At 67.7% G+C, this 21,024-nt stretch carries 19 protein-coding genes; 6 read left to right on the top strand and 13 right to left on the bottom strand.

The window, feature by feature from the left end:
- Positions 1 to 32: 32 nt before the first annotated feature.
- The gene (locus OID54_RS35985; RefSeq protein WP_329026637.1) at positions 33 to 809 is read left to right on the top strand and encodes a thioesterase II family protein; all 777 of its coding nucleotides are present in this window, start codon (positions 33 to 35) and stop codon (positions 807 to 809) included.
- A gap of 148 nt (positions 810 to 957) precedes the next feature.
- Here the strand turns inward: OID54_RS35985 and OID54_RS35990 are convergent, their stop codons facing one another.
- The 4 genes from OID54_RS35990 to ligA form a co-directional block, all read right to left on the bottom strand.
- On the bottom strand, positions 958 to 1,314 hold the full coding sequence (locus OID54_RS35990; RefSeq protein WP_329026639.1) for an STAS domain-containing protein: 357 nt from the start codon (positions 1,312 to 1,314) through the stop codon (positions 958 to 960).
- Positions 1,311 to 2,573, bottom strand: coding sequence for a SpoIIE family protein phosphatase (locus OID54_RS35995; protein ID WP_329026641.1), 1,263 nt, complete (start codon positions 2,571 to 2,573; stop codon positions 1,311 to 1,313). Before OID54_RS35995 ends, OID54_RS35990 begins: the two co-directional genes overlap by 4 nt.
- Complete coding sequence (locus OID54_RS36000; RefSeq protein WP_329026642.1) at positions 2,573 to 3,382, bottom strand: alpha/beta fold hydrolase; 810 nt, start codon at positions 3,380 to 3,382, stop codon at positions 2,573 to 2,575. The genes OID54_RS35995 and OID54_RS36000 overlap by 1 nt, the downstream gene beginning before the upstream one ends.
- Positions 3,383 to 3,523: 141 nt before the next feature.
- Positions 3,524 to 5,584 carry an NAD-dependent DNA ligase LigA gene (gene ligA, locus OID54_RS36005; protein ID WP_329026644.1) on the bottom strand — a complete coding sequence of 687 codons (2,061 nt, stop codon included), beginning with the start codon at positions 5,582 to 5,584 and terminating at the stop codon, positions 3,524 to 3,526.
- 257 nt (positions 5,585 to 5,841) lie between these two features.
- Between ligA and OID54_RS36010 the strand changes: the two genes are divergently transcribed.
- Positions 5,842 to 6,633: an SAM-dependent methyltransferase gene (locus OID54_RS36010; RefSeq protein ID WP_329026646.1), complete on the top strand. Its 792-nt coding sequence runs from the start codon at positions 5,842 to 5,844 to the stop codon at positions 6,631 to 6,633.
- Positions 6,634 to 6,868: 235 nt separating this feature from the next.
- Complete coding sequence (locus OID54_RS36015; protein ID WP_329026648.1) at positions 6,869 to 8,044, top strand: DUF418 domain-containing protein; 1,176 nt, start codon at positions 6,869 to 6,871, stop codon at positions 8,042 to 8,044.
- Positions 8,045 to 8,256: 212 nt separating this feature from the next.
- Here OID54_RS36015 and OID54_RS36020 read toward each other — a convergent pair whose 3' ends face one another.
- From OID54_RS36020 to OID54_RS36050, 7 genes are all read right to left on the bottom strand, one after another.
- Entirely contained in the window at positions 8,257 to 8,586 is a 330-nt protein-coding gene (locus OID54_RS36020; RefSeq protein WP_329026650.1) for a DUF427 domain-containing protein, read from the bottom strand.
- Positions 8,587 to 8,727: 141 nt separating this feature from the next.
- The gene (locus OID54_RS36025; RefSeq protein ID WP_329026652.1) at positions 8,728 to 9,597 is read right to left on the bottom strand and encodes a hypothetical protein; all 870 of its coding nucleotides are present in this window, start codon (positions 9,595 to 9,597) and stop codon (positions 8,728 to 8,730) included.
- A complete protein-coding gene (locus tag OID54_RS36030) occupies positions 9,594 to 11,456 on the bottom strand; it encodes a GMC family oxidoreductase (RefSeq protein WP_329026653.1) in 1,863 nt (620 codons plus the stop codon). The genes OID54_RS36025 and OID54_RS36030 overlap by 4 nt, the downstream gene beginning before the upstream one ends.
- Positions 11,453 to 11,938 (bottom strand): hypothetical protein, encoded by a 486-nt coding sequence (locus tag OID54_RS36035; protein ID WP_329026655.1) that lies wholly within the window; start codon positions 11,936 to 11,938, stop codon positions 11,453 to 11,455. The genes OID54_RS36030 and OID54_RS36035 overlap by 4 nt, the downstream gene beginning before the upstream one ends.
- Positions 11,939 to 12,427: 489 nt before the next feature.
- Positions 12,428 to 12,919, bottom strand: coding sequence for a DUF5709 domain-containing protein (locus OID54_RS36040; protein ID WP_329027988.1), 492 nt, complete (start codon positions 12,917 to 12,919; stop codon positions 12,428 to 12,430).
- Between the two features lie 158 nt (positions 12,920 to 13,077).
- Positions 13,078 to 13,944, bottom strand: coding sequence for a nucleotidyltransferase domain-containing protein (locus tag OID54_RS36045; RefSeq protein ID WP_329026657.1), 867 nt, complete (start codon positions 13,942 to 13,944; stop codon positions 13,078 to 13,080).
- A gap of 150 nt (positions 13,945 to 14,094) precedes the next feature.
- Entirely contained in the window at positions 14,095 to 14,904 is an 810-nt protein-coding gene (locus OID54_RS36050) for an SAM-dependent methyltransferase (RefSeq protein ID WP_329026659.1), read from the bottom strand.
- A 515-nt stretch (positions 14,905 to 15,419) separates the two neighbouring features.
- On the opposite strand from OID54_RS36050, the gene OID54_RS36055 reads away from it, so the two are divergent.
- The 3 genes from OID54_RS36055 (at position 15,420) to OID54_RS36065 (ending at position 17,678) form a co-directional block, all read left to right on the top strand.
- Entirely contained in the window at positions 15,420 to 15,983 is a 564-nt protein-coding gene (locus tag OID54_RS36055; protein WP_329026662.1) for an RNA polymerase sigma factor, read from the top strand.
- On the top strand, positions 15,980 to 16,792 hold the full coding sequence (locus OID54_RS36060) for a glycoprotein (RefSeq protein WP_329026663.1): 813 nt from the start codon (positions 15,980 to 15,982) through the stop codon (positions 16,790 to 16,792). The genes OID54_RS36055 and OID54_RS36060 overlap by 4 nt, the downstream gene beginning before the upstream one ends.
- A 232-nt stretch (positions 16,793 to 17,024) precedes the next feature.
- On the top strand, positions 17,025 to 17,678 hold the full coding sequence (locus OID54_RS36065; RefSeq protein WP_329026665.1) for a class I SAM-dependent methyltransferase: 654 nt from the start codon (positions 17,025 to 17,027) through the stop codon (positions 17,676 to 17,678).
- Positions 17,679 to 17,737: 59 nt separating this feature from the next.
- Here OID54_RS36065 and OID54_RS36070 read toward each other — a convergent pair whose 3' ends face one another.
- Positions 17,738 to 18,964: a hypothetical protein gene (locus tag OID54_RS36070; protein ID WP_329026667.1), complete on the bottom strand. Its 1,227-nt coding sequence runs from the start codon at positions 18,962 to 18,964 to the stop codon at positions 17,738 to 17,740.
- A gap of 336 nt (positions 18,965 to 19,300) precedes the next feature.
- Positions 19,301 to 20,923, bottom strand: a complete 1,623-nt coding sequence (locus tag OID54_RS36075) for a (2,3-dihydroxybenzoyl)adenylate synthase (RefSeq protein ID WP_329026669.1) — start codon at positions 20,921 to 20,923, stop codon at positions 19,301 to 19,303.
- Between the last annotated feature and the right edge of the window lie 101 nt (positions 20,924 to 21,024).

The raw sequence follows: 21,024 nt of genomic DNA on the forward strand, positions 1-21,024 counted from the left end.
CGGGCAGTTCCCGAAAGGACTCGATCAGCTTGATGACCACCCGCGCCGGCTCAGACGAGAACAGCCTGTGGATACGCCGGTTCCAGCCCCGTTCGGGGGCCGCAGTACGTCTGGTCTGCCTTCCCCATGCGGGCGGTTCCGCCAGCTACTTCGTACCCGTCGCACGTGCCATGCCGGAGTTCGCCGATGTGCTGTGCGTGCAGTACCCCGGTCGTCAGGACCGCCGTACCGAGCCCCTCATCGACAACATCCCCGACCTCGCCGACCACGTCTTCGCGGCGCTCCTGCCCTGGGCCGATCGACCGTTGGCGTTCTTCGGACACAGCATGGGCGCATCCCTCGCCTTCGAAGTGGCCCGACGATTCGAGCGTGAGAAGGGCGTCATCGCTGCGGCGCTCTTCGCGTCGGGCCGTCGGGCGCCCTCAGCACTGCGTCGCGAGACCGCCCATCTACGGGACGATCGCGGGCTGCTCGAAGAGGTTGCCGCGCTGAGCGGCACGGACTCCGAACTGCTCGGCGACGAGGAGGTACAGAAGATGATCCTCCCGGCCCTCCGCGCCGACTACCGTGCGGCTGAGACCTATCTGCCGGAACCTGGGGATCCGCTGCGCTGCCCGGTGCATGTACTGGTCGGCGACGACGACCCCAAGGTGACCGTGGCGGAAGCCGCGGCCTGGGCCGAGCACACCGCAGGACCGTTCACCATGAAGGTCTTCCCGGGCGGTCACTTCTATCTGACGGACCATGCGAACGAGGTGATCCGGACCATGACGGAACACCTCCGCGCGGCGGGAGCACCCTCCGTCTGAGCCGGGTCACGCCCGCGGGAGCCGCGCCGGTTCCCGCGGGCGGGCACGCATGTTCATCGCGCTTCCCGGGGGCGCCGGTGGAACGAACGACCCTGCCACCCGGGCGAACCGCCGCGTTCGCGGGGAGCCCATGCCGCTCCGAGGGCGATCAGCCGTCCGTCGACGTCCAGGCGGCTTCGGCCGCATCCGCGCTGGGGTGCGTGGGGAAGATCTGTGTCAGTCCCACGATCCGAAAGATCCGGCTGACCTGGTCCGGTACCGCGGCCAGGGCGATCGAGGCCCCCGCAGCGGACGCGCGATTGCGGGCCGCGATCAGTACGGTGATGCCGCTGGAGTCGCAGAACGTGAGCGCGGCCAGATCGATCACCAACTGCTGACCGGACCGAAGATCCAGCCCGGGCAGCCGGCCTCTCACCTCCGGCGCGCTGTGGTGGTCGAGCTCCCCACTGAGCTCGATGACCGGCCCGGCGGGAGTGTTGCGGACATGGATGCTCAGCTGCGTCACTGGGGCTCTTCGCTCGGGGGAGGGGGGATGCTGATGGCCAACACGGCCGTGTCGTCGTCCACCCCGCTGCCGAGGGTGTCGAGCAGCTCGCGGATCGCCGCGAGGGCAACCGGTGCGCTGGTGGGAGCCAGACCCTGCGCGAAGTCCAACAGGGCCTCGTCACCGTACCGGTCACCGGTGAGGGCACTGTGCGCCTCCGTGAGTCCGTCGGTGTGCAACAGCAGGGTGTCGCCGGGATCCAGATGCACCGTGGTGGTGGCGATGTGCGCATCGGGGAGCACACCGATGAGCTGCCCCCCGGGAGTGGGCACGAACGCAGCCCGGCCGTTGCTGCGCATCAGCAGTGCAGGCGGGTGTCCACCGCTGGCCAGCGTGACCCGAAAGCCGCCCTGCTCGCCTTCCGGGGTGAGCAGACCGAAGATGACGGTGCAATACCGTGGGTCCTGACCGTTGTACTCATGGTTCAGGACGGTGTTGAGATTGCGCAGCACCGCGGCCGGGTCCGGGTCGTAGACCGCAGCGGCGCGGAGCGTGTAGCGGGCCAGGGAGGTGATAGCAGCGGCGGCGGCTCCCTTGCCGCACACGTCCCCGAGGAACATGCCCCACGTTCCGGAGCCGAGGGGGAACAGATCGTAGAAGTCACCACCGACCTCGTCGGCCGAGGCGATGTGGTAGTACGCGGCGACATCGAGGCCGGGAACATTGGCCAGGGTCGGGGGCAGCAAGGTCCGCTGGAGGGTGGTGGCCAGCCGCTGGAGGCGCTCGCGCTCCCGCTCCGCCTCCTGTCGTGCGCGCAACAACTCCGACTCGTAGGCGCGACGGTCACGGGCGTCGAAGATCGTGGTGCGGATCAGCAGGGGCTGTCCGTCGCCACCGGTCTTCACCGTCGAGGTCACCAACACGGGCAGACGCGTCCCATCCGCGGCCCTGAGTTCCAAGGCGATTCCGCTGACCTCCCCCTGCATCCGGAGCAGCGGCGCGTAGTGGGTCTCGTGATAGAGCCTGCCGCCCACCGTCAACAGTTCGGAGAACTGCTTCTTTCCGACCACCTCACCGCGTTCGAAACCCAGCCAGCGAAGCAGCGTGGTGTTGATCTTGGCGATCTGTCCGTCGAGCAGAGTGGAGAGATATCCGCAGGGCGCATGCTCATAGAGGTCCTCGGCACTGTCTTCCAGCAGGGAGGAGAAGAGGGCCCGATCGTCTTGCGGCTGCTCGGCCGGTTCGGCATCGTGGTCGTGGTCGCCGCTGGTCGTGCACATCACCGTGGCGCGCCGGCGAATGCGGCAATCGCCGCGGCGGTCTCTTCGGGGGCGCTGAGCTGGGGGCAGTGACCCGTGGCGTTCAGGGTGACCAGCTTGCTTCCCGCTATCTGCTCCTTTAGGAAAGCGCCCACCTCGGGCGGAGCGATCGCATCGCGGGAACACTGTGCCACCAGGGTGGGGACGGTGACCCGGGACAGGTCGTCGCGGTTGTCGGAGAGGAACGTCACGCGGGCGAACGACCGGGCGATCTCCGGATCCGTCCGGCAGAAGCTGTTGGTCAGCTCCTCGCCCAACTCAGGACGCTCGGGGTTGCCCATGATCACCGGTGCCATCGCCCCGGACCATCCCAGATAGTTCGCGTCCAAGGACTCCAGGAGCTCTTCGATGTCCGCGGCGCTGAAACCGCCGCGGTAGCCGGTCGCCGGGTCGTCGATGAAGCAGGGTGAGGGAGCGAGCAGAACGAGACCGTCGAACGCCTCCGGCTCGCGCGCCGCCGCCAGAACGCCCATCATCGCGCTCACCGAGTGCCCGACGAAGGTCACCGGGCCCAGTGCCAACCCACGGCAGAGATCCAGTACGTCCGTCGCATAGCCGTCCAGCGTGGAGTACCGCTGCTCGCTCCATGCCGACAGATCCGAGCGTCCCGCCCCCACATGGTCGAAGAGGACGACGGTGAACTCGCGCTCCAGCGCCGGGACCACCAGACGCCACATGTTCTGATCGCACCCGAACCCGTGCGACAGCACCACGACCCGACCGCCCTCGCGACCGCTGACCGTCACATGGTGCCTGTTTCGTACATCCATGCGCCTCATCCTCGCAGACGAATCGCCCGGGTCTGCCGCCGACCGGATCTTAAGGCCCGCCGTCCTCCCCGCCCGGTCAGGGGGCGGGCGGAGCAGGCGGTGCTGCACATGGGTGGGGGCGCTACGGGGGGCCGGTCAGGATCAGCCGAGGTGATCCCCCAGGACGTCCGCGAACTCCTGCTCCGTGAGGACCTTCGTCCCCAGTGTCCTGGCCTTGGCCAGCTTGGATCCGGCACTCTCACCCGCGACCACGATCGTGGTCTTCTTCGACACACTGCCCGAGGAAACCCCGCCCGCTCGCTCGATGAGTTCATTCATCTCCGTGCGGTTGCGCCCCGCCAACGGTCCATTCATCCCACCGGTCACCACGACGACCTGGCCCGACAACGGCAGCTCCGTCACTTCGCCGGCCACCTCGGTCTCGGCGGGGCCTCCCGGCTCCGTCATGTTCACGCCGGCGGCGACGAGCTTGTCGATGACCGGACCCATTGCGGCGATGTGCGCGGCGATCTTCGGGGCATTCGCACCGGGCAGTTTCGGCACCGCGGAGAGTGCATCGGCGTCCGCGGCCCGGATCGCATCCATCGTGCCGAAGTGCCGGGCGATCTGTCGCGACAGCGTACGACCCGTCCGGACGATGCCCAAGGCGCAGAAAACCCTGTTCAGAGGCTTGCTCCTGGCCGCGGCGATATTCGCCAACAGCGTGTCAGCGCGCCTTTCGCTGCGCGTTGCCGACACCAGCTGATCCCTGCTGAGGGTGAACAGATCGGCCACGTCGACCACCGACCCCTCATCCACCAGCGCCTCGATGTAGGTCGTGCCCAGACCGTCGATGTCGAGTTGGTCCCGACCCACGGCGTATCTCAAGGAGGCGAGGAGACCGCAGCCTCCACCGGTCCCGCCCGCGCACTCCCAACGCTCCCCGGATGTGTCGATGGCACCGCCGCACTTGGGGCACGCATCGGGAAAGACGATCGGCGTCTCCGCACCCGTACGCAGGTCGACGACGGGCGCCTCGATGCGGGGAATGATGTCCCCGGCCTTCCACACCGTCACGGTGTCGCCGACCATCATGCCGCTGGCCTGGATGAACGCCGGGTTGTGCAGGGTGGCGTACCGCACGATGCTGCCGTCGACCTCGACCGGCTCCAACACGGCGCGCGGGGCGATGATGCCGGTCCGCCCCACATTCCACTCCACGGCCACCAAGGTGGTCCGTCGTTCGACCGCCGGGAGTTTGTACGCGACGGCCCAGTGGGGGTGACGCGTGGCGACTCCGGCTGTCTTCTGCTCCCCGAAGTCATTGACCTTGATCACGGCGCCGTCGATGCCGAACGGCAACGCGGCCCTCAGCCCGGCGATTTCCTCGACCCGGGCCTGGACCTCTTCCAATGTCGCATGGACGCGCATCCCCACCCCCGCCGTGGCGGTGGTCTGGACCCCGGCCGCGGCGATCAGGTTCATCACGGCCTCGTGGGTATCCCCGGGCAGGCCCGGAGCCTCAGCGTCCACCCCGGCCACGCCGTACGCGAAGAAGGTGGTCTCGATCGTGTACGGGCGGTCTTTGGCCCGTAGGGTGCCCGCCGTGCCGTTGCGCGGGTTGGAGAACACCTTGGCGCCGTGTGCCTGACGGGTCTCATTCGCCCTCTCGAACTGCTCGTGGGTCATCAGGACCTCACCACGCAATTCAAGGGTGAGGTCCGTGTCGAGTCTTTCGGGAAGGCCGACGATGCTGCCGATCGCATGGGATACGTCTTCGCCGTGTACGCCGTCACCACGGGTGACCAACTGGACCAGCCGGCCGTTGCGGTACCGCGCGGCGATCGCCGCACCGTCCAACTTCGGCTCCACGGCGAAGCCGCCGGCCACGGGTGCACCCAGCCGTCGGGTCACCGAAGCGCCCCACTTCGTCAGTGATTCGGCGTCGAAGACATTGTCGAGGGAGAGCATCGGGACACTGTGGGCCACATCCCCGACGGGAGCCGCACCACCCGCGACCTTGCCCGTGGGCGAGTCGGACCGCAGGTGCTCCGGATGCTCAGCCTCATGCGCGACGATCCTGCGGGCGAGCAGGTCGAACGTCGCGTCGTCGAGCGGGCTGCTGCCGTCGCCGTAGTACGCGGCGGAGGCAGCCAGGGCCGAGTCGACCGCGTGGTGGTATTCCTCGCGGCTGGCGAACGCAGTGGCGGTGGTGATCGTCATGGGGGCGATCCTGCACCACGGGTCTGACAACGGCCGGAAGCGGAGCCCCGTCACCGCGGCCCGAACGGCAGGACCGGTCATCGGATGACTTGCGGGAAGGACTCCATCACGGGCGATCGCCATGTTCAGATGGCGGGTGGGGCAGCCTGTGGGGGATCACCGGGAGGAGCACCTGGCGGTGCACCCGATGGGTGAGCCGCGCACCACACGGCCATGCTCCGGACGACTCGTACACAGACGACCGAAAGGGAAACACCGTGAGCGAAGATCCCCAACCGCGCATTGACACCTCGGTGGCGCACTCCGCCAGGGTCTGGAACTACTGGTTGGGCGGGAACGAGCACTATCCGGCCGACCGAATCGCCGGCGACGCGTACCGGGAGGCATTTCCCCTGATCGAGGTCATGGCGAAGGAGTCCCGTGCGTTCCTGCGACGTACTGTCACCTATCTGGCGGCCGAAGCCGGAATGCGACAGTTCCTCGACCTGGGGGCCGGGTTACCGACCACGGACAACACCCATGAGGTCGCCCAACGCATTGCACCGGATGCCCGAATCGTCTACGTGGACCATGACCCCTTGGTCCTCCTCCACGTTCAGGCGCTCCTGACCAGCACTTCCGAGGGCGCCACCTCCTACATCGAGGCGGATATGCGGGACACCCCGAAGGTGCTCGCCGGAGCGGCCGAGACACTGGATCTGAGCGAGCCGGTGGCCCTGGTCATCTCCGATGTGCTGGGTCACATCGTCGATTTCGACGAGGCGTTGGCCCTGGTCGCCCGGCTCGTCGCCGAGTTGCCGTCCGGAAGCCACCTCGCCCTGAGCCATGCAAATGCGGACAGTCCCGCGCAGGCCGCGGCCCAGGACGCCTACAACTCCAGTGGCGCCATTCCCTATGTCTTCCGCACCCCGGAGCAGATCGCGCGCTTCTTCGACGCGCTCGATCTGGTGGAGCCCGGGTTGGTCTCCTGGCCGAACTGGCGGCCCGACGCCACCACCGGCAAGGTCACCGAACGAGCCGGTTGGGGCGCCGTCGCGCGCATTCCGTAGCTGCCACGGTCCGTGTGCCGTTCGTCCGGATGAGGACGTCACACGGACCGCGCCCGACGCCCACCGCGGGTGACGACGCCCTCAAGGAGCCCTCCTTTGACAGGTTGTGCCTGCCTGCACGGAGGCGGTCGAGTCAGACCCCGAGCCCCATCGCGCAACCGGTACGACTTTCGGTGTAGGTCGTCTTCGTCCCTGGTCATGACGTGTCTGAGCCCTGCGTCGAGACGATGGAAGCATGACGAATTTAAGGACATCACCGGTCGCCACCTCGGCCACGAGTAGCCGTCTCGCACTGCTCGACATACTGCGGGGAGTGGCGATCCTCGGCACGTTGTTGACCAATGTGTGGATCTTCACGGCTCCGGGGGCCGAGTGGGGCGTCCTCGCCCAGGGCACGGCGGAGTTCTCCCTGGACTCCTTTCCGGCTGCGGTGGAGAGCCTTCTGCGCCTCGTGGCGAACGGACGATTCCTGGCCCTCCTGACGATCCTCTTCGGCGTCGGGCTGGCCATCCAGTACCGCTCGGCGAAGCGGCGCGATGAACCGTGGCCCGGACGCTATCGATGGCGTGCCCTCTTCCTCTTCGCCGAGGGCACGATCCACTTCGTCTTCGTCTTCGCATGGGACGTGCTGATGGGGTACGCCGTCACCGCATTGTTGGTGGCATGGCTGCTCACCCGTTCCGCCACCGCTCAGAGCCGCGTGATGTGGTGGGCGGCGGGCATCCACGTCTCCTTGATGGTCTTGCTGACGACGGCTCTCGTCGCCGCGGAATCCGGGGGTGGTGAGAGGGTCTCCCGCGAGGTGAGTGATCTCTATGCGCACGGCGATTATCTGGATCAGGTGAAGTTCCGGTTGGACAACATGCTGGCCCTGAGGCTGGAGCCCGTACTGTCCTTCTGTCTGCTGGTCTTCCTGTTCCTCCTGGGCGTACGACTCTTCCGGGCCGGTGCTTTCGGCGCGGACGACACCGGTCGTCGCATTCGTGCCCGCCTCCTGCTGTGGGGCCTGGGGCTCGGCGTTCCTTTGAGTGTGATGGCGTCACTGGCGGGAGGCGACTACTTCCTGCTGGATCGCTATGTCGCAGGACCGCTGTCGGCGCTGGGTTACATCGGGCTCATCGGCCTGCTGACCGACCGAGTCCGACGTACGGGTCCGGTGCTCCACAGCCTCATCTGCGTGGGCAGAACGGCTCTGACCGGCTATGTCCTCCAGAACGTGTTGTGCATGTTCTTGGCCTACGGCATCGGTCTCGGGTTGGCACACCGGTTCGGGGAGACCTGGCGGCCGTGGTGGGTGATCGGTCTGTGGGCGGGAGTCTGCCTTGTGCTGATGGTGGGCTCAGCCTTGTGGCTGCGACGCTTCGACACCGGACCGTTGGAGGCCCTGCAAAAGCGCGCACTTCGCCGCTGACACGGGTGCGGCACAGGGCGTGAGTACGCATGGGTCGCTTCTCGAACGGTCGGCGGCCCAGGCAGAATTCACTTGGCGTGGCTCCCCCCGCTCGGCGACCGTAGCGATCCGTCCCACCGGAAGTCTCACCCGATGCGGTGACACCGCTGGGTGAGCCCACCCGTCCAGGAGCTCCACGAGACCTGAGACGGGTGGGTCGGTGCGATCCGGGGTCAGCCGAGCTCGGTGTCGTAGAAGCAGAAGTGATCCTTGATCTCCGCCACCTCGGGCTTGGGGTCGGGGTAGGCCCAGACGAGATCATCCGCGCCCGCAACCGACCAATAGGCGGCGTCGCCCTTGAACGGACAGTGGGTGCTGGTCTGCGAGCGGGTCAGGAGATCGACGCGTACGTCCTCGGGCGGCAGGTAGTAGCGGACCGGGCAACCCGTTTCGCGCAGCACGACGGGCCTGGTGCTCTCGGCGAGCACTTGTCCGTCCTTCACGACCCGTACGCGCTGGCTGCCCTGCTCGATGCTGATGCGGTGTCCAGAAGTCATATCCATGTCAGCGCCCGACTCCACGGGCTTGTTCCCCGCACGGGCGGGCGTCGCCCGATCGACGCACGGACGGCCGGAAGTCGTTGCTGGCACCCGGGGTCGGCGGGGGCGAGTGTGCGCGGGCCGGTCCGTCCATGGCGTTCCGCATCAGACGCTCCGCCGGGTGCTGCTCCGCGGCACGTAGTACGGACGGTTGTGGGCCGCAACCGGAGGCGACTGATAGGTCCACACCCCGCGGGCCGGGGCAGCACCGATCAGCGTGACGATGTCGGTACCGACGGGCGAATTGGGGGCATGGACGGTCAATCGCACCCGTTCGGCGTCGGCTTCGGTCAAGGACGTGTACTGGTAGGGCTGATAGACGTTCATCGGACCGGCCAATGGTCGACCAGCATCATCGGTGCCGTAGCCGGTGATGGGCGTGTTGTTCACCGCAGTCCTGGGAACGCCGGTGAGATCGGCCCACAACGACAGCAGCGCCGGCAGTTCACCCGTGGACCCCTCCTCCGCGGCGGAAGGCGCGGCCTGCCGACAGACGATGTGCCAGAGGTCCGCCACCGGGCCGTTCGGCGACGGCAGTGTCACCTCGAAACCGCCCGGATACTTCGGCTCTCCGTAGAGCGTGGTGCCCGCCGCGATGGCCAAGGGGTTGTCGCACAGCACATGGAGCCGGGCGATCCCCAACAGCTTGGTCTGGTCGTACCCCCGCGCGAACTGGTCGTACGACAACCGGGCGAGACGATCGGCGCTCGCCGTCGGGTAGGCGATCACGCTGTACTCGATCTCCTGGGTGATGCCGCCGCCGTTCGGGTACTGGGCGAAGTACAGCTGGTAGTTGAGCGTTGCACAGGTGCCGCCGTCGAACTCGGCCACGCTCAGATCCGGATGGCGTTCGGCCAGTACCGAGCGCACCGGAGCAGGGTCGACCAGGAAGTCCACTCCGATGTTGTGCAGTGCACCGTAGTGGAAGGGCAGCAGATAGGGCGCTGCGACGGGTGGCAGATCCAGCTCGCTCATGCGTTGTCGTTCTCCTTGCCGATACGGGGGTTTCGGTACGGACCACGAGCCGAGAGGCGAATCGGCCCGTTGAGTGCGGTGAGGTCGCGGTGGATCCGTTCGGCACTGCGCAGGGTGATCGCAGCCATCGTGAGGGTGGGGTTGGATGTGCCCAGCGAAGGCATGCTGCCGCAGCCCACGGCGAAGAGGTTGGGGTGGTCCCAACAGCGCTGCCACGAGTCGACGACGGACGTGGCGGGCGAGTTCCCCATGATGTGGGTGCCCGCCCCGTGCCCTGCGCCACGGTAGGCGTAGGGCCGGCCCTCGAACTCGAACCATCCCGGCTGGAAGGGACCGGGCTCGTACCGGCTGTGGTCCTCCGCGCCCAGCAGGGCGAAGATCTGGTCGGACACGGACTTGGCGGCGACGATCCCCGCCTTCACATGGTCGGACAGGTCGTACGTCAATAGCGGGCGGGGACTACCCAACAGGTCGAACTGCCCCGGTGCGAGGGTCACCCGGTTCATGGGGTCGGCGCACTGCTCCATCTCGAACTGCAACGCGAACTGTCGACCGATCCGATTCCCCACGGCGTGCCGCAGCGCGGTGCCGAGCAACCCGCGCCGGCCGCCACCACCGGGCAAGGTCGGTCCTGCGTCCCGCAGCAGTGCCCTGACCTCGACGTCCGGCGCCCCGACGGCCCAGTTCCAACCCCAGTTGCCGATCTCGATGCGGAAGGGCGCACGCGCACCCCGGACCGGACCGAACCGGAACCCCTCCAGCCCGGAGGTCGACCCAGGCCCCCGGTACGGGCCGATCGGCTCCGGCAGCAGCCCCCAGGTCAGCAGGACCGGATGGTCCATCAAATTGCGGCCCACCTGATCACTGGAGTTGGCGAGGCCGGAGGCGAGGAGGAGCCGGGCGTTCTCGATGGCATGGGCAGCCAGTACGACGATGTCCGCATCAGCCGTGCACCGGATCACGCCGGCCGGTGAAGCCGGGTCGTCGTACCGCTGGTACTCGACACCGCGGATTCGCCCCACGGCATCCGGCATGATTCGCCCCACCACCGCCCGGGTCACCAGGGCGACCGAGGGGCTCCACCGGGCCTGGGTGCGCCCCGGTGTGTACTTCGCTCCGGTGGGGCAGACCGGAATGCAACTCGCGCTGCCCTCGCACACCGGGCCGTGCGCTTCGGTGCTCGTGGTGTTGCGCGCCTGTGGGGTACCCACCACGCGGAGTTCCGTCGAACGGGTGGCGAACGGGTCCTGGACACCGTGTCCGTCCAATGCGCCGGCCACCACCCGGTCGAGGTGGCTGGCGGGAACGGGGGAGTGGGGAAAGGCATAGCCGTCGGGCAGGGGCAGACTGACCAGATCCCGCTGCTCCGCCACATCGGCGGCCACGCCGAACTCCAGCTCAGCGGCGCGGTAGTGGGGCTCCAACACCGCATAGTCGATAGGCCAGTTGCGTCCGTAGCCGAAGGTTTCGGTGTCGAAGTCCTCCGGGTGCATCCGAGGGGTGAGGCCGGTCCACGCTGTACCGGTACCGCCATTGACCCTCAGATATCCACTCGCATAGGGAAGCCGGCCGTTCTGGAGAAGGTATCCGTCGGCGTGGTATCCGCCGCCGGGATCACCGCGGAGGTCCAACACATCGGGCGAGGCCGCCAGGGGGTTGGCAGCGATGGCCGCGCTCGGCACCTTGACCAGTGCCGAACGGAATCGCTCCACGTCCACGGCGGGCGCACCGGCCCCATCGCCCCGCCCGGCTTCGAGCACCAGGACGCGCCAGCCCCGATCCCCCAGGCTCCGGGCGATGAGGGAGCCCGCAACACCGGCCCCCACCACGATCACATCGAAGTGCTCTGATGCGGTCAACGCTCCTCACCTCCGCTGGTTTCGGCCGGTGGCTCGGCCCACGACCCGTATCCGGGAGTGCCGGCACCTGGTGCGTGGCCGCCGAAACTGCGCCACACCAATCCCTGTGCGTAGGCCCGACCGGAGATCACTGTGGGGGCCGTCGGGTGCTCTTGCCCGTCTGGGCACGGCCACACTCCCAGGTACCAGAGATGGCAGATCGAGCGGGCGAGTTCCCGTACGGGGCCTTCGTCGAGCTCGGCGCATCCATCGGCCGAGGCGCCGATCAACTCGGTGCAGAGCCCAGGGTCCACCTGTTGGCAGACCCATGCGTGGTAGACCCCCGCCATGGCGGTGCCCATGAGTTCGGCTGCGTTGAATCCGGTGAGGGTGACGGAGAGTTCGATGAACTGCTCGACGTCGATGAGTTGCTCGGCTTCGGTGGACTGCTCGACTTCGGTGGTCCCGGTGGGAGATGGGCCCTCGGTGTCGGGAAGGGTCACCCGGCACCCCGCTCATGGCGTTGGCGCAGGACTCTCAACGACATCGTCTGGAAACCCCTCTCCCTGCCAGTGCATCCCACCCCTGATGCATCAGCCGACATCCCTACCTCAGGAGTCGGGGATTCATGCGGGGGAATCTGGCTGATGGTGAGCGATCGAACACCCTTGGTGTTCGAAGTGGGTTCTTCGATCGGTGATGCTCGGATGGCACGCGCGATGTTCGAGCGCAATCACCTGGTACGGCCTGCTATCTGCCCCACAGCGAGAAGGAGAGGCCGGAGCCGGACCCGGAAGCAGTGCGAGGTGCGTACGAGCGCCGGGGCGCACGACGGGGGTGGTGTATCCAGGCCGCGCAAGCCCCACCTGGAAGTCAGTGTGGATGGAAGGGGGGCAGTGTGGAACGGGTCAGGACGACAGCACGGGCGAGCGCGACGCGTTGCACAGGATGATCGATCGGCCTCCGAGTGCGGCACGCACCCGTGCCGTCGCTCAGAGCGATTCGTCGTCCGGGACGACGTGCACCGCCGCCTCCTCGGCCGAAGCGGCAGCCCCGTCGATGCCCACGTCCCACGCCAAGAGATCCTTCTCGGTGTCCTCGTGTGCGCCCTCGTCCGGAGCCACGAGACGGCCGGCGCGGCGGTCTCCCACCTCGTCGTCGAGCGCCTCGCCATCAGTGTCGGACGCATCGCCGATCCCGTCGCCCCGCCAGGCATCGGCTCCGGCGTCGGGTACTTCCTCCGCCAGCCTCTCGTCCAGTGTCTCGCCCTCGTGCTGCTCACGCGCGGTGGTTCCGCTGCGCCCGACGCCGAGCGGGCGTTCGGGAGGGGACCAGCCCTCGTCGTAAGGGTCCACACCACGGTCGAGCAGGGTGTCCTCCGGGTCGAGCAGACCCTCGTCCTCGGGCACCTCGTTGTCATCCGGTGACGCCGGCTGATAGACCTCGTCGCCCGCGGCGTCGTCGGGCACGTCCTTGCCGACCATGGTTACGCCTTCCTTCAGGAGTGCCCCGGAGATATAGGGCCGGGGCGGACGGGGCTCTGTTCCCATCGTCCACTGGATGGAGGCGGAGCGCACCCGACGCCCCTCCCACCAGGCCCCCTCACCGGCATCGGGTCCCCCACGGCCAGGAGCGCCTGGGCCTACCGTTCGGCCGCCAGCTGGGTGCCGATGTTTTCGTGGAGCGGCAGCGGAAGCGCGATGCGCCACCGCTGGGCCGCTTCGGTGGCCAGGTCCCGGGTCCACTGCCAACTCTTCCGGGCGGCGACGCGTACGCCCGCGTCCACCGCGCGGCACGTGGTGGCCGTGTACCGCTCCTGGTCCCCGGCGGGTAGGTCCTCTTCCAGCGCCCGGCTGGGGGTCAGCCAATGGGTCGTCGAGCCCCTCAGCAGCCGACACAACTGGAGTTGTTGCGGAGCGATGACGGTGTGGAGGAGGGCGTACGCCCGTGCGGTCTCGCCGCGTGCCAGTACATGGGCCAGCATCAGGGTCCAGTTGGCGAGCTCGTCGGTCAACTGCTGCGCCGTGGCGACCGGCTCGGGCGGTTCGTACTCGGCGAGGGCTCGGGCCGCTGCGGTGAGCCGCCCGGTGCGATCGAGCAGGACCGCGCGGTCAGGGTCGGGAAAGTGCACGACCCCACGCCAAGACGCCATCTCGGCCACCGCCGAGCCCGCCGCCTCCACATGGAACTCCCCCCGCATCAGATCGTCGAACACCACGGCGAGGATGCCGTACATGTTGGTGTAGGCCAGTTTGAGCGGGGCGAGTTGCTCCACGAACGCCCGTCCGTCGAAGGTGTCGGCATCGGCGTCATTGACGAAGAGGTACGCGTCGAGATCCGAATGGGCGTCCGCCTCACCCAGCGTCCACGATCCATAGAGCAACACTCCCTCCAGCCGTTGGTCGGCGTGGGCGATGTCGCGCAGCAGGCTGATACGGGTGTCCAAAGCATGGGCAGATGAACGACGGGGCACGGTGGCACTCTCTCTTCTGAGCTCGTACGAAGACATGGCAACGAGGCCCGGCGACCTGCCGGGCGATGATCTCGGACCGAAGTCAGCTGCTCAGGAAACGCCCACGATCGGCATCATAGGCGAGGCGTGGGGGAGGAGGCGGGGCAGGCCGGAGCGCGTTGGATGTGCTCCGGCCCGGGCGGCGCGTCAGGGCTTGCGGGCAACTCCGGCGTAGCAGGAAGCGTCCGCATCGGTGATGGTCAGCATGGGGTCGTCCGGATCGGGGAGCCAACGGTGGGTGGGGACCAGACCGGGGGACAGCAGGTCCCAGCCGGTGAAGAGGCGAAGGACTTCGTCCCTGGTGCGGGGGCGCACATGGGTCCCCACTGCTGCATACGCGCGAGTCACCTGGGCGATGGCCTCCGGAGCGAAGTCGGGTGTGGCATGGCTGATGGCCAGGGTGCTGCCTGACGGCAGCGCCTTCTTCACTTCGTCCACGACGGTGTGGGCCGCCTCCTCGTCAGGGAGGAAGTGCAGCAGGGCGATGAGGCTGACACCGATGGGTTCGGCGAAGTCCAGGGTCGTGCGCAGTGTCGGGTGGTCGAGGATGCGCTGCGGATCCCGGGCATCGGCCTCCACATAGGTGGTGGTGCCGTCGGGGTGGCTGCGGAGCAGGGCACGGGCGTGGGCCAAGACGATCGGGTCGTTGTCGATGTAGACCACCCGGGCGGACGGAACGACCTCCTGGGCGATCTCATGGAGATTGGGCGAGGTGGGTATGCCGGTGCCGATGTCGAGGAACTGTCGGATGCCCAGCTCCGCAGCCAGATAGCGGGTGGAGCGATGCATGAATCGACGGTTGAGGCGGGCCGCGATGGGGGCCGAGGGGAAGGCTGCGAGCGCCTTGGCCGCCGCCTCGCGGTCCGCGGGAAAGTTGGTGATGCCACCGAGGTAGAAGTCGTACATCCGGGCCGAATGGGCGCGATCCATCGCCAGATCCACCGCGTCATCACTCATGTCGTCTCCCACGTGTCGGTTGTTGCCCATCCGTATTCGGTGTGTGGTGCACACACGCCCGGCCGGCCCGCTCGTACCAGTGCACCCGCCGTGACGCGCCCGGGCAAGAGGTGTGGCGCGCCGCTGTTGCCCTAAGAGGGCCTTGTCGAAAGGTATGTGACGGATCGTCATCACCGTACATGCCATCATATATTCACCTTCCGAGAAAAAGTTCGAGGGTCGTCTTGCACGAACGGGCGGTGCTTCCGGTTGGCTGAAGGTGGGAGAACTTCCCAACCGACCACCCGCCCTCCTGTGAGGGCCGGTCCGGTGTCCTGACACCCTCGAAGGAACTCAGTGCAAGTGGACATCGTCCCTATCGCAACACCCTTGGGGAGCGACGGCGTTGCCGTCGGCGCCCCTACGGCGGCCCTCCCCGTGCAAGGAGTCGCCGTCGTAGCCGGTGCAGCGGACCCAACGGCCTCGGCTCCGTCGGATCTCGGCAAGCCGATGGCTCCTCCCGATGGAGCCGGCTCGTGAGCGATCCGCGCCTTCCCGCCGCCAGTGCCGCCGTCGTGCAGTCGCGGTCAGTCACCTTCCAGGCGTTTCACACCTTCCACCGCAAGATGTGGATGCGCTACGCACACACCCAGGTCGGCGGTCGAGCGGTGGAAGCCGTCGTACAGGCCGCTTTCGCACGGCTGCAGCAGAACTGGGACCACGCCCTGCAACAGGAGTCCGTACCGCGGTACGCCTGGACCCTACTCAAGGACGAGGTCGACACTTGGCTCGCGGCACGTGACCGTCAACCCCAACTGGTGGGAACCGCGGCCTTCTACCAAGCTATCCAGCGGGCGCGCTTTCAGGAACTCTGCGATGAATTCGCGGTGCTCAGTGAGGAGATCGGCCTCTACACCGCCATTTCGGAGCTGCCGGAACGCCAGCAGGACGTGATCGTCCTGCGGTTCGTCCTCAACTGCACCGAGGAGGAGACCGCCGATTTCCTCGGCATCCGGACCGGCACCGTCCGATCCCATATCCGTCACGCACGCCGCAGGATCGCCACCGCCTTGCACATGCGACACGAGGACAGCGATTGATCGAGCCCGCCGACCCCATCCGCGTCGATGACGCCCTGCGTGATGCGCAGGTCCTCACCCACGAGTACGACGACTACGACACCGAAGCCGCGCTCGGTCGCCTCGGCACCCCTGCCCCACGATCTTCGCCCATTCCCCAGGAGGCACGCCAACCACTCAGCCGCACCGAACAGGCAGCCCACGACCTCGATCTGGCTGCCGCGCTGATCGTCGATGCGCCACAGGCCGCCACCAGCTTGAAGCGCTTCCTCGACCATGAGCGCATCGACCCGGCCGGGGCACTCGTCTTCGCGACGCTCCTCTACCTCGCGGGATACCTGGAGGGCGCCCAGTTCTGGTGGCAGTTCGCGGCGGGTTCCGGTGATGCCACAGCCGCCTTCTGTCTATTCCTCCTGCATGAGCAACAGGCCGAGTTCCGTGATGCCCGGTACTGGCGCGACCAGGGCAAGGACCTGGTGCGAGGGCCCGGGGCGTCCCGTGAGTCCCGACGGTCGTCGCGCTTGTGGCGCTGGGTCCGGGGTCGTCGACGGCCCAGGCGTTCCGTGCCGCCGGGGCTATTGCCCGAGAGCATCCGCTCCGACCTCATCGTCCGTTGTCACCAGGGCGATCGACCCCTGTTGCCCCCGAGGGTGAGAGCACTCATCCACAGTCTCCCCGTCGAGTGCGACGACGAGGTCTTCGGGGAGATCCCCCGGCCGGACGACCGGCTCGCCTCACTGGAACAGCACCAGCCCGCATCCCGAACCGAAACGACCGAGCCCGCCCAAGGAGGGGCTCTCATCATGGAATTCAGCCCGCGAGGGTTCTGAGGCGCTCGGCAGGGCGCAGCCAAGGTCGGAGACCGGGCCGTACGGATGGAAGGAGGTCGGCCCGTCCGTCAAGAAGGGCAGGGAATGAGTGATCGCCACTCACGGCCCCATGCTCCGACCTGACCGGCTGACCGCCGGCGCGACGCCCTGCCGAGCCCGCCCTGCCACCGGGAGGAACAGCGCTCTCCTCCGGTGGCAGGGCGATGTCAGTACCGACTGACACGATGGTCGGATGACGCTCTCCGCTGCCATCACCCAGTACTGGGACGCCGCTGCATCCCGTTTTGACGAGGAACCGGACCACGGCCTACGAGCCCCCGAAACCCGCGACGCGTGGTCGGACCTGCTCAACTCCTGGCTGCCGTCCGCCCCGCTCGACGTATTGGACGTCGGCTGCGGTACGGGGTCCTTGTCCCAGTTGCTCGCGGAAGCCGGTCACCGGGTCACCGGGGTGGACCTGTCACCGCGGATGGTCGAGCAGGCCCGGGGCAAGCTGACGGGCGCGGGTCTGACGGGCCGCTTCCTCGTGGGTGACGCAGCCGCCCCGCCCACGGGGGACCAGCGGTTCGATGTCCTCCTCGCCCGCCATCTGATGTGGACCCTGCCCGATCCACAGGCCGCCCTGAGCGATTGGACCGGCCGACTACGCCCCGGCGGTCTGCTCGTCCTGATCGAGGGTCGTTGGCGCGAGTCAGAACCGAGCGCAGCGCCCTACGGCACGGATGCGGACCCGCTGCCCTGGGACGGCGGCATCGGCGCCGAGGATCTGGCCGATGCGGTACGGCCCCTCGCCACCGCGGTGCGGATCGAACCGCTCAGCCACCATGCGGCCCTCTGGGGGCGATCGGTGACGGATGAGCGTCATGCGGTGATCGCCAGGGTGTGAACCCACGAAGCCCTCCAGCACCATCGCGCAGGATGGAGTGGTCTTGGGCGGCGCGGGCCTCAGCTGGAACCGTTGCCCGCTGCGGAAGGCGTGGCGGCAGGGGTGGCAGCAGGGGTGAACGGATCCGGAGTGCTGCCGATCCAGCGGTAGAGCTCCGCGCGTCCGGTCTGACGGCTCGTCTCGCCCGTGCCGACGGTGCCGGCCCGTGCGAGGTAGAAGCGGCCGTCGTCCAGCGAGACCAACCCGTACTGCCCGCGTGCTCGATACCCATACTGCCCGGTCATCTCGTCGTGGAGGCCCTGGGGGAGGAGGGAGAGCACCCGACCCACCTCGGGGCGTGCCTGGCCCTGGACCGCCGACCAGGACGGCGCCTTGGACCCGTCGATGACGAAGAGGGAGTAGTTGGGATACGCCGCCTTCTTGCCCCGGTACACGGCCATGATCCAGTTGCCGCTGTGGGCGTCGTACTCCAGGTTCTGCACGCCGTACGTGGTGTTGCCGGTGTGGACGAAGAACTTGCCCTCGGGCGCGACGGGCCCACTGGTGTGAGGTGCGCTCTCCAACAGGGGCTTCTCGTACTTCCGCCACGACCGCACGTCGTACTGCAACAGCACCTGGTGGTCGTTGTCGGTGCGGCCGGTGTGGGAGTAGATCCCGTACGCGACTGTGAGCTTCACCCGGTCCTTGCGCTCCATGGAGGGACCAAAAGTGATGCCGTCGATGCCGCTGCAACCGTAGCGGTGGTCCGCAGTGTCGGCGGTGTCGCCGCCGAAGACACCGTTGTGGTCGAGGTCGGCCGTGTAGTCCTCGGTCACTTCCTTGAGGTGGACCGTGGAGACGACTCCCGTGGACTGGGCGTCCATGTTCATCTGAGTGATGCTCTCGCCGTCGAAGATCGCGATGTAGAAGGCGGGCGCGTCCTTGTACTCCAGCGAACCGTAGACACGGCCGTCGTCCGGGTTGAAGTCCAGATCCCCGAGGTGGCCGGTGAAACCGGTCACCGAACCGATCGGATTGCCGCTCATATCGGTTCGGACCAGCAGATCGGTAAAGGAGAAGTACATGGACCCCCGGGCGTGGTCGATGGCCATGCCCTGGAGGTGCCCCGACTGCCAGGTGCCGCCGTCGACGCTCACGGGCAGTGCCGCCGCCCGCTGCTCCGTCCGGATCGCCCCCGCCACGGGGGGTGCGCCCGCATGTACGGGCCCCGCGTTCAGCAAGCTGACCGATACGAGGACGACGGATGTGAGTAGGTTGCCGATGAGCGCGCGAACGTGTCGTCGCATGAGTCCTCCGGGCTGCCGACGCCGGGGTGTCCGTGGATTCCCGACCTGCGCCGGCCACTCCCCTTCGTACCGGTTCTCGTGTACTACAGGCCCTCACATCGTGCCTGTCGCGCCGCAACGGCGCCCGTTGGGAACGGGCGGTCGACGCATCCCCGGGGGGTGGCTCATCCGGGGGCTGCGGACAGGGAAGTGCGATGGATATGCGCAGGTCCACGGCGAATTTCGGCCAATTCCGGATGCTCGTACGGTCTCCGCGAAGATCACCGGAGGCCGGCTGCTCCGTTCGGGGTGCGTCGACCGGGCGAGGCACCCCGAACGGAAGGGCGGAACTTTTGATCAGCGGGGCAGCAGCTCGGTGAGCGCCTTCTTGTCCATCTTCCCCAGCGGGGTGAGCGGCATCGTCTCCAGGATCGTCACCCGGTCAGGAGTCTTGTAGGCAGCGATCCCCCGTTCCTTCAGGAAGGCCGCCAAGTCCGCGCGAGTGGGAGCCTGGCTGCCCTGCGAGACCACCACGAAGGCGACGGACGACTCGCCGAGGTCCTCGTCGGGGCAAGCGACCAGGGCGACGGAACGGATGGCCGGATGGGCGAGGAGATGGCCCTCGACCTCCGTTGCGGCAATCTTCTCGCCGCCCCGGTTGATCTGGTCCTTGACCCGGCCGACCACGATGAGATGGCCGCTCGGGGTTCGGCGCACCAGATCGCCGGTGCGGTAGAAGCCGTCGCCGGTGAAGCTCTTGGTGTTGTGCTCGTCCGCGCGGTAGTAGCCGCGCAGTGTGTACGGGCCGCGGGTGAGGAGTTCACCTGCCTCCCCTTCGGGCACCTCCTCGTCGGTGCCCGAGACGATCCGCACCTCATCGGCGGATGAGATCGGTTTGCCCTGTGTGGTGGCGAGGACGGCGGGCGGGTCGTCGAGGCGGGTGAGGCAGAGCAGCCCTTCGGCCATGCCGAACACCTGCTGGAGCGTGGCGCCGAAACCGTCGATGACCTGCCGGGCGGTGTCGTCCGCGAGCCGGGCGCTTCCGATCTGGAGGACGCGCAGACCGGACAGGTCCACCGAGGTGGCCTCGGCCTCGTCCAGCCAGACCGGCGCGAGTTGGGGGTTGATCGCGGTGATCGTCACCCCGTGGCGCTCGATCAGGCCGAAGCAGTACGAGGGGTCCGGATTGCTCGCCATGACGACGGTTCCGCCCACGCTCAGTGCACCCAGGACGCCCGGGCAGTTCCAGGTGTAGTTGAAGGCGATGGGCAGGGCGGCCAGATAGACCGTGTCCGGCCCGAGATGACACACCTCGGCGGCTGCCCGAGCGTTGTACTGGTAGTCGTCGTGGGTCCGGGGGATCAGCTTGGGAAGTCCCGTGGTGCCTCCCGACAGCAGGAGGACGGCGATGTCCTCCGGGGCTGCCGACGAGGTGACGGGAACGTCGTCCGAAGGGGAGTCCTCCAGGTCGGCGAAGCGGACGAAGTCGCTGTGTTTTCCCGGGTCGCCGACCACGATGACGTGCTGGAGTCGTGGAGACTCGGCGCGTACCGCGGCAGCGAGCTCTCGGTGGTCGAACTGGGAGTGTTCATCCGGTATGACATAGGCGGTCGCCTCGGAGAGGGCAGCCAGATGGGTCATTTCGCTACGACGGTGGCCCGGCTGGGTGTGCACGGGGACCGCGCCCAGGGTGATCAGCGCGAACCAGGTGATCACGAACTCCACACGGTTGGGGAGTTGGAGCAGAACACGGTCGCCGTCGGCTATGCCGAGCCTGCGCAATCCCCGTGCCACGGCATGGGACCTGTCGGCGAGTTCGCTGTAGGTGAGTCGGGCGCGATCGTCGATCACGGCGGTGCGGGAGCCGAAGTCCCGTACCAGGGACGCCAGTAGTTCGGGGTAGGTAGTGCCCTGCCATAAGCCTTCCGTGCGATAGGAATTCGCGGCTTCGGAAGGCCACTCGGTCAGGTCGATCGGCATCGTCAAGGCTCCTCTTCTCACCGCGGTTTTGACGCCGCGGCAGTCCGGATGGGCTCTTGAAAGGTAAGGCTAACCTAACTTACGGTGCTCTCACATGCATG

Source organism: Streptomyces sp. NBC_00690, assembly GCF_036226685.1.
Taxonomy (GTDB): domain Bacteria; phylum Actinomycetota; class Actinomycetes; order Streptomycetales; family Streptomycetaceae; genus Streptomyces.

Bases quoted from the DNA above. Each gene is read 5' to 3' on its own strand.
- OID54_RS35985 (WP_329026637.1), top strand. From the start codon at position 33: ATGACCACCCGCGCCGGCTCAGACGAGAACAGCCTGTGGATACGCCGG.
- OID54_RS35995 (WP_329026641.1), bottom strand. From the start codon at position 2,573: ATGTGCACGACCAGCGGCGACCACGACCACGATGCCGAACCGGCCGAG.
- OID54_RS36000 (WP_329026642.1), bottom strand. From the start codon at position 3,382: ATGGATGTACGAAACAGGCACCATGTGACGGTCAGCGGTCGCGAGGGC.
- ligA (WP_329026644.1), bottom strand. From the start codon at position 5,584: ATGACGATCACCACCGCCACTGCGTTCGCCAGCCGCGAGGAATACCAC.
- OID54_RS36015 (WP_329026648.1), top strand. From the start codon at position 6,869: ATGACGAATTTAAGGACATCACCGGTCGCCACCTCGGCCACGAGTAGC.
- OID54_RS36020 (WP_329026650.1), bottom strand. From the start codon at position 8,586: ATGGATATGACTTCTGGACACCGCATCAGCATCGAGCAGGGCAGCCAG.
- OID54_RS36025 (WP_329026652.1), bottom strand. From the start codon at position 9,597: ATGAGCGAGCTGGATCTGCCACCCGTCGCAGCGCCCTATCTGCTGCCC.
- OID54_RS36040 (WP_329027988.1), bottom strand. From the start codon at position 12,919: ATGGTCGGCAAGGACGTGCCCGACGACGCCGCGGGCGACGAGGTCTAT.
- OID54_RS36045 (WP_329026657.1), bottom strand. From the start codon at position 13,944: ATGTCTTCGTACGAGCTCAGAAGAGAGAGTGCCACCGTGCCCCGTCGT.
- OID54_RS36050 (WP_329026659.1), bottom strand. From the start codon at position 14,904: ATGAGTGATGACGCGGTGGATCTGGCGATGGATCGCGCCCATTCGGCC.
- OID54_RS36065 (WP_329026665.1), top strand. From the start codon at position 17,025: ATGACGCTCTCCGCTGCCATCACCCAGTACTGGGACGCCGCTGCATCC.
- OID54_RS36070 (WP_329026667.1), bottom strand. From the start codon at position 18,964: ATGCGACGACACGTTCGCGCGCTCATCGGCAACCTACTCACATCCGTC.
- OID54_RS36075 (WP_329026669.1), bottom strand. From the start codon at position 20,923: ATGCCGATCGACCTGACCGAGTGGCCTTCCGAAGCCGCGAATTCCTAT.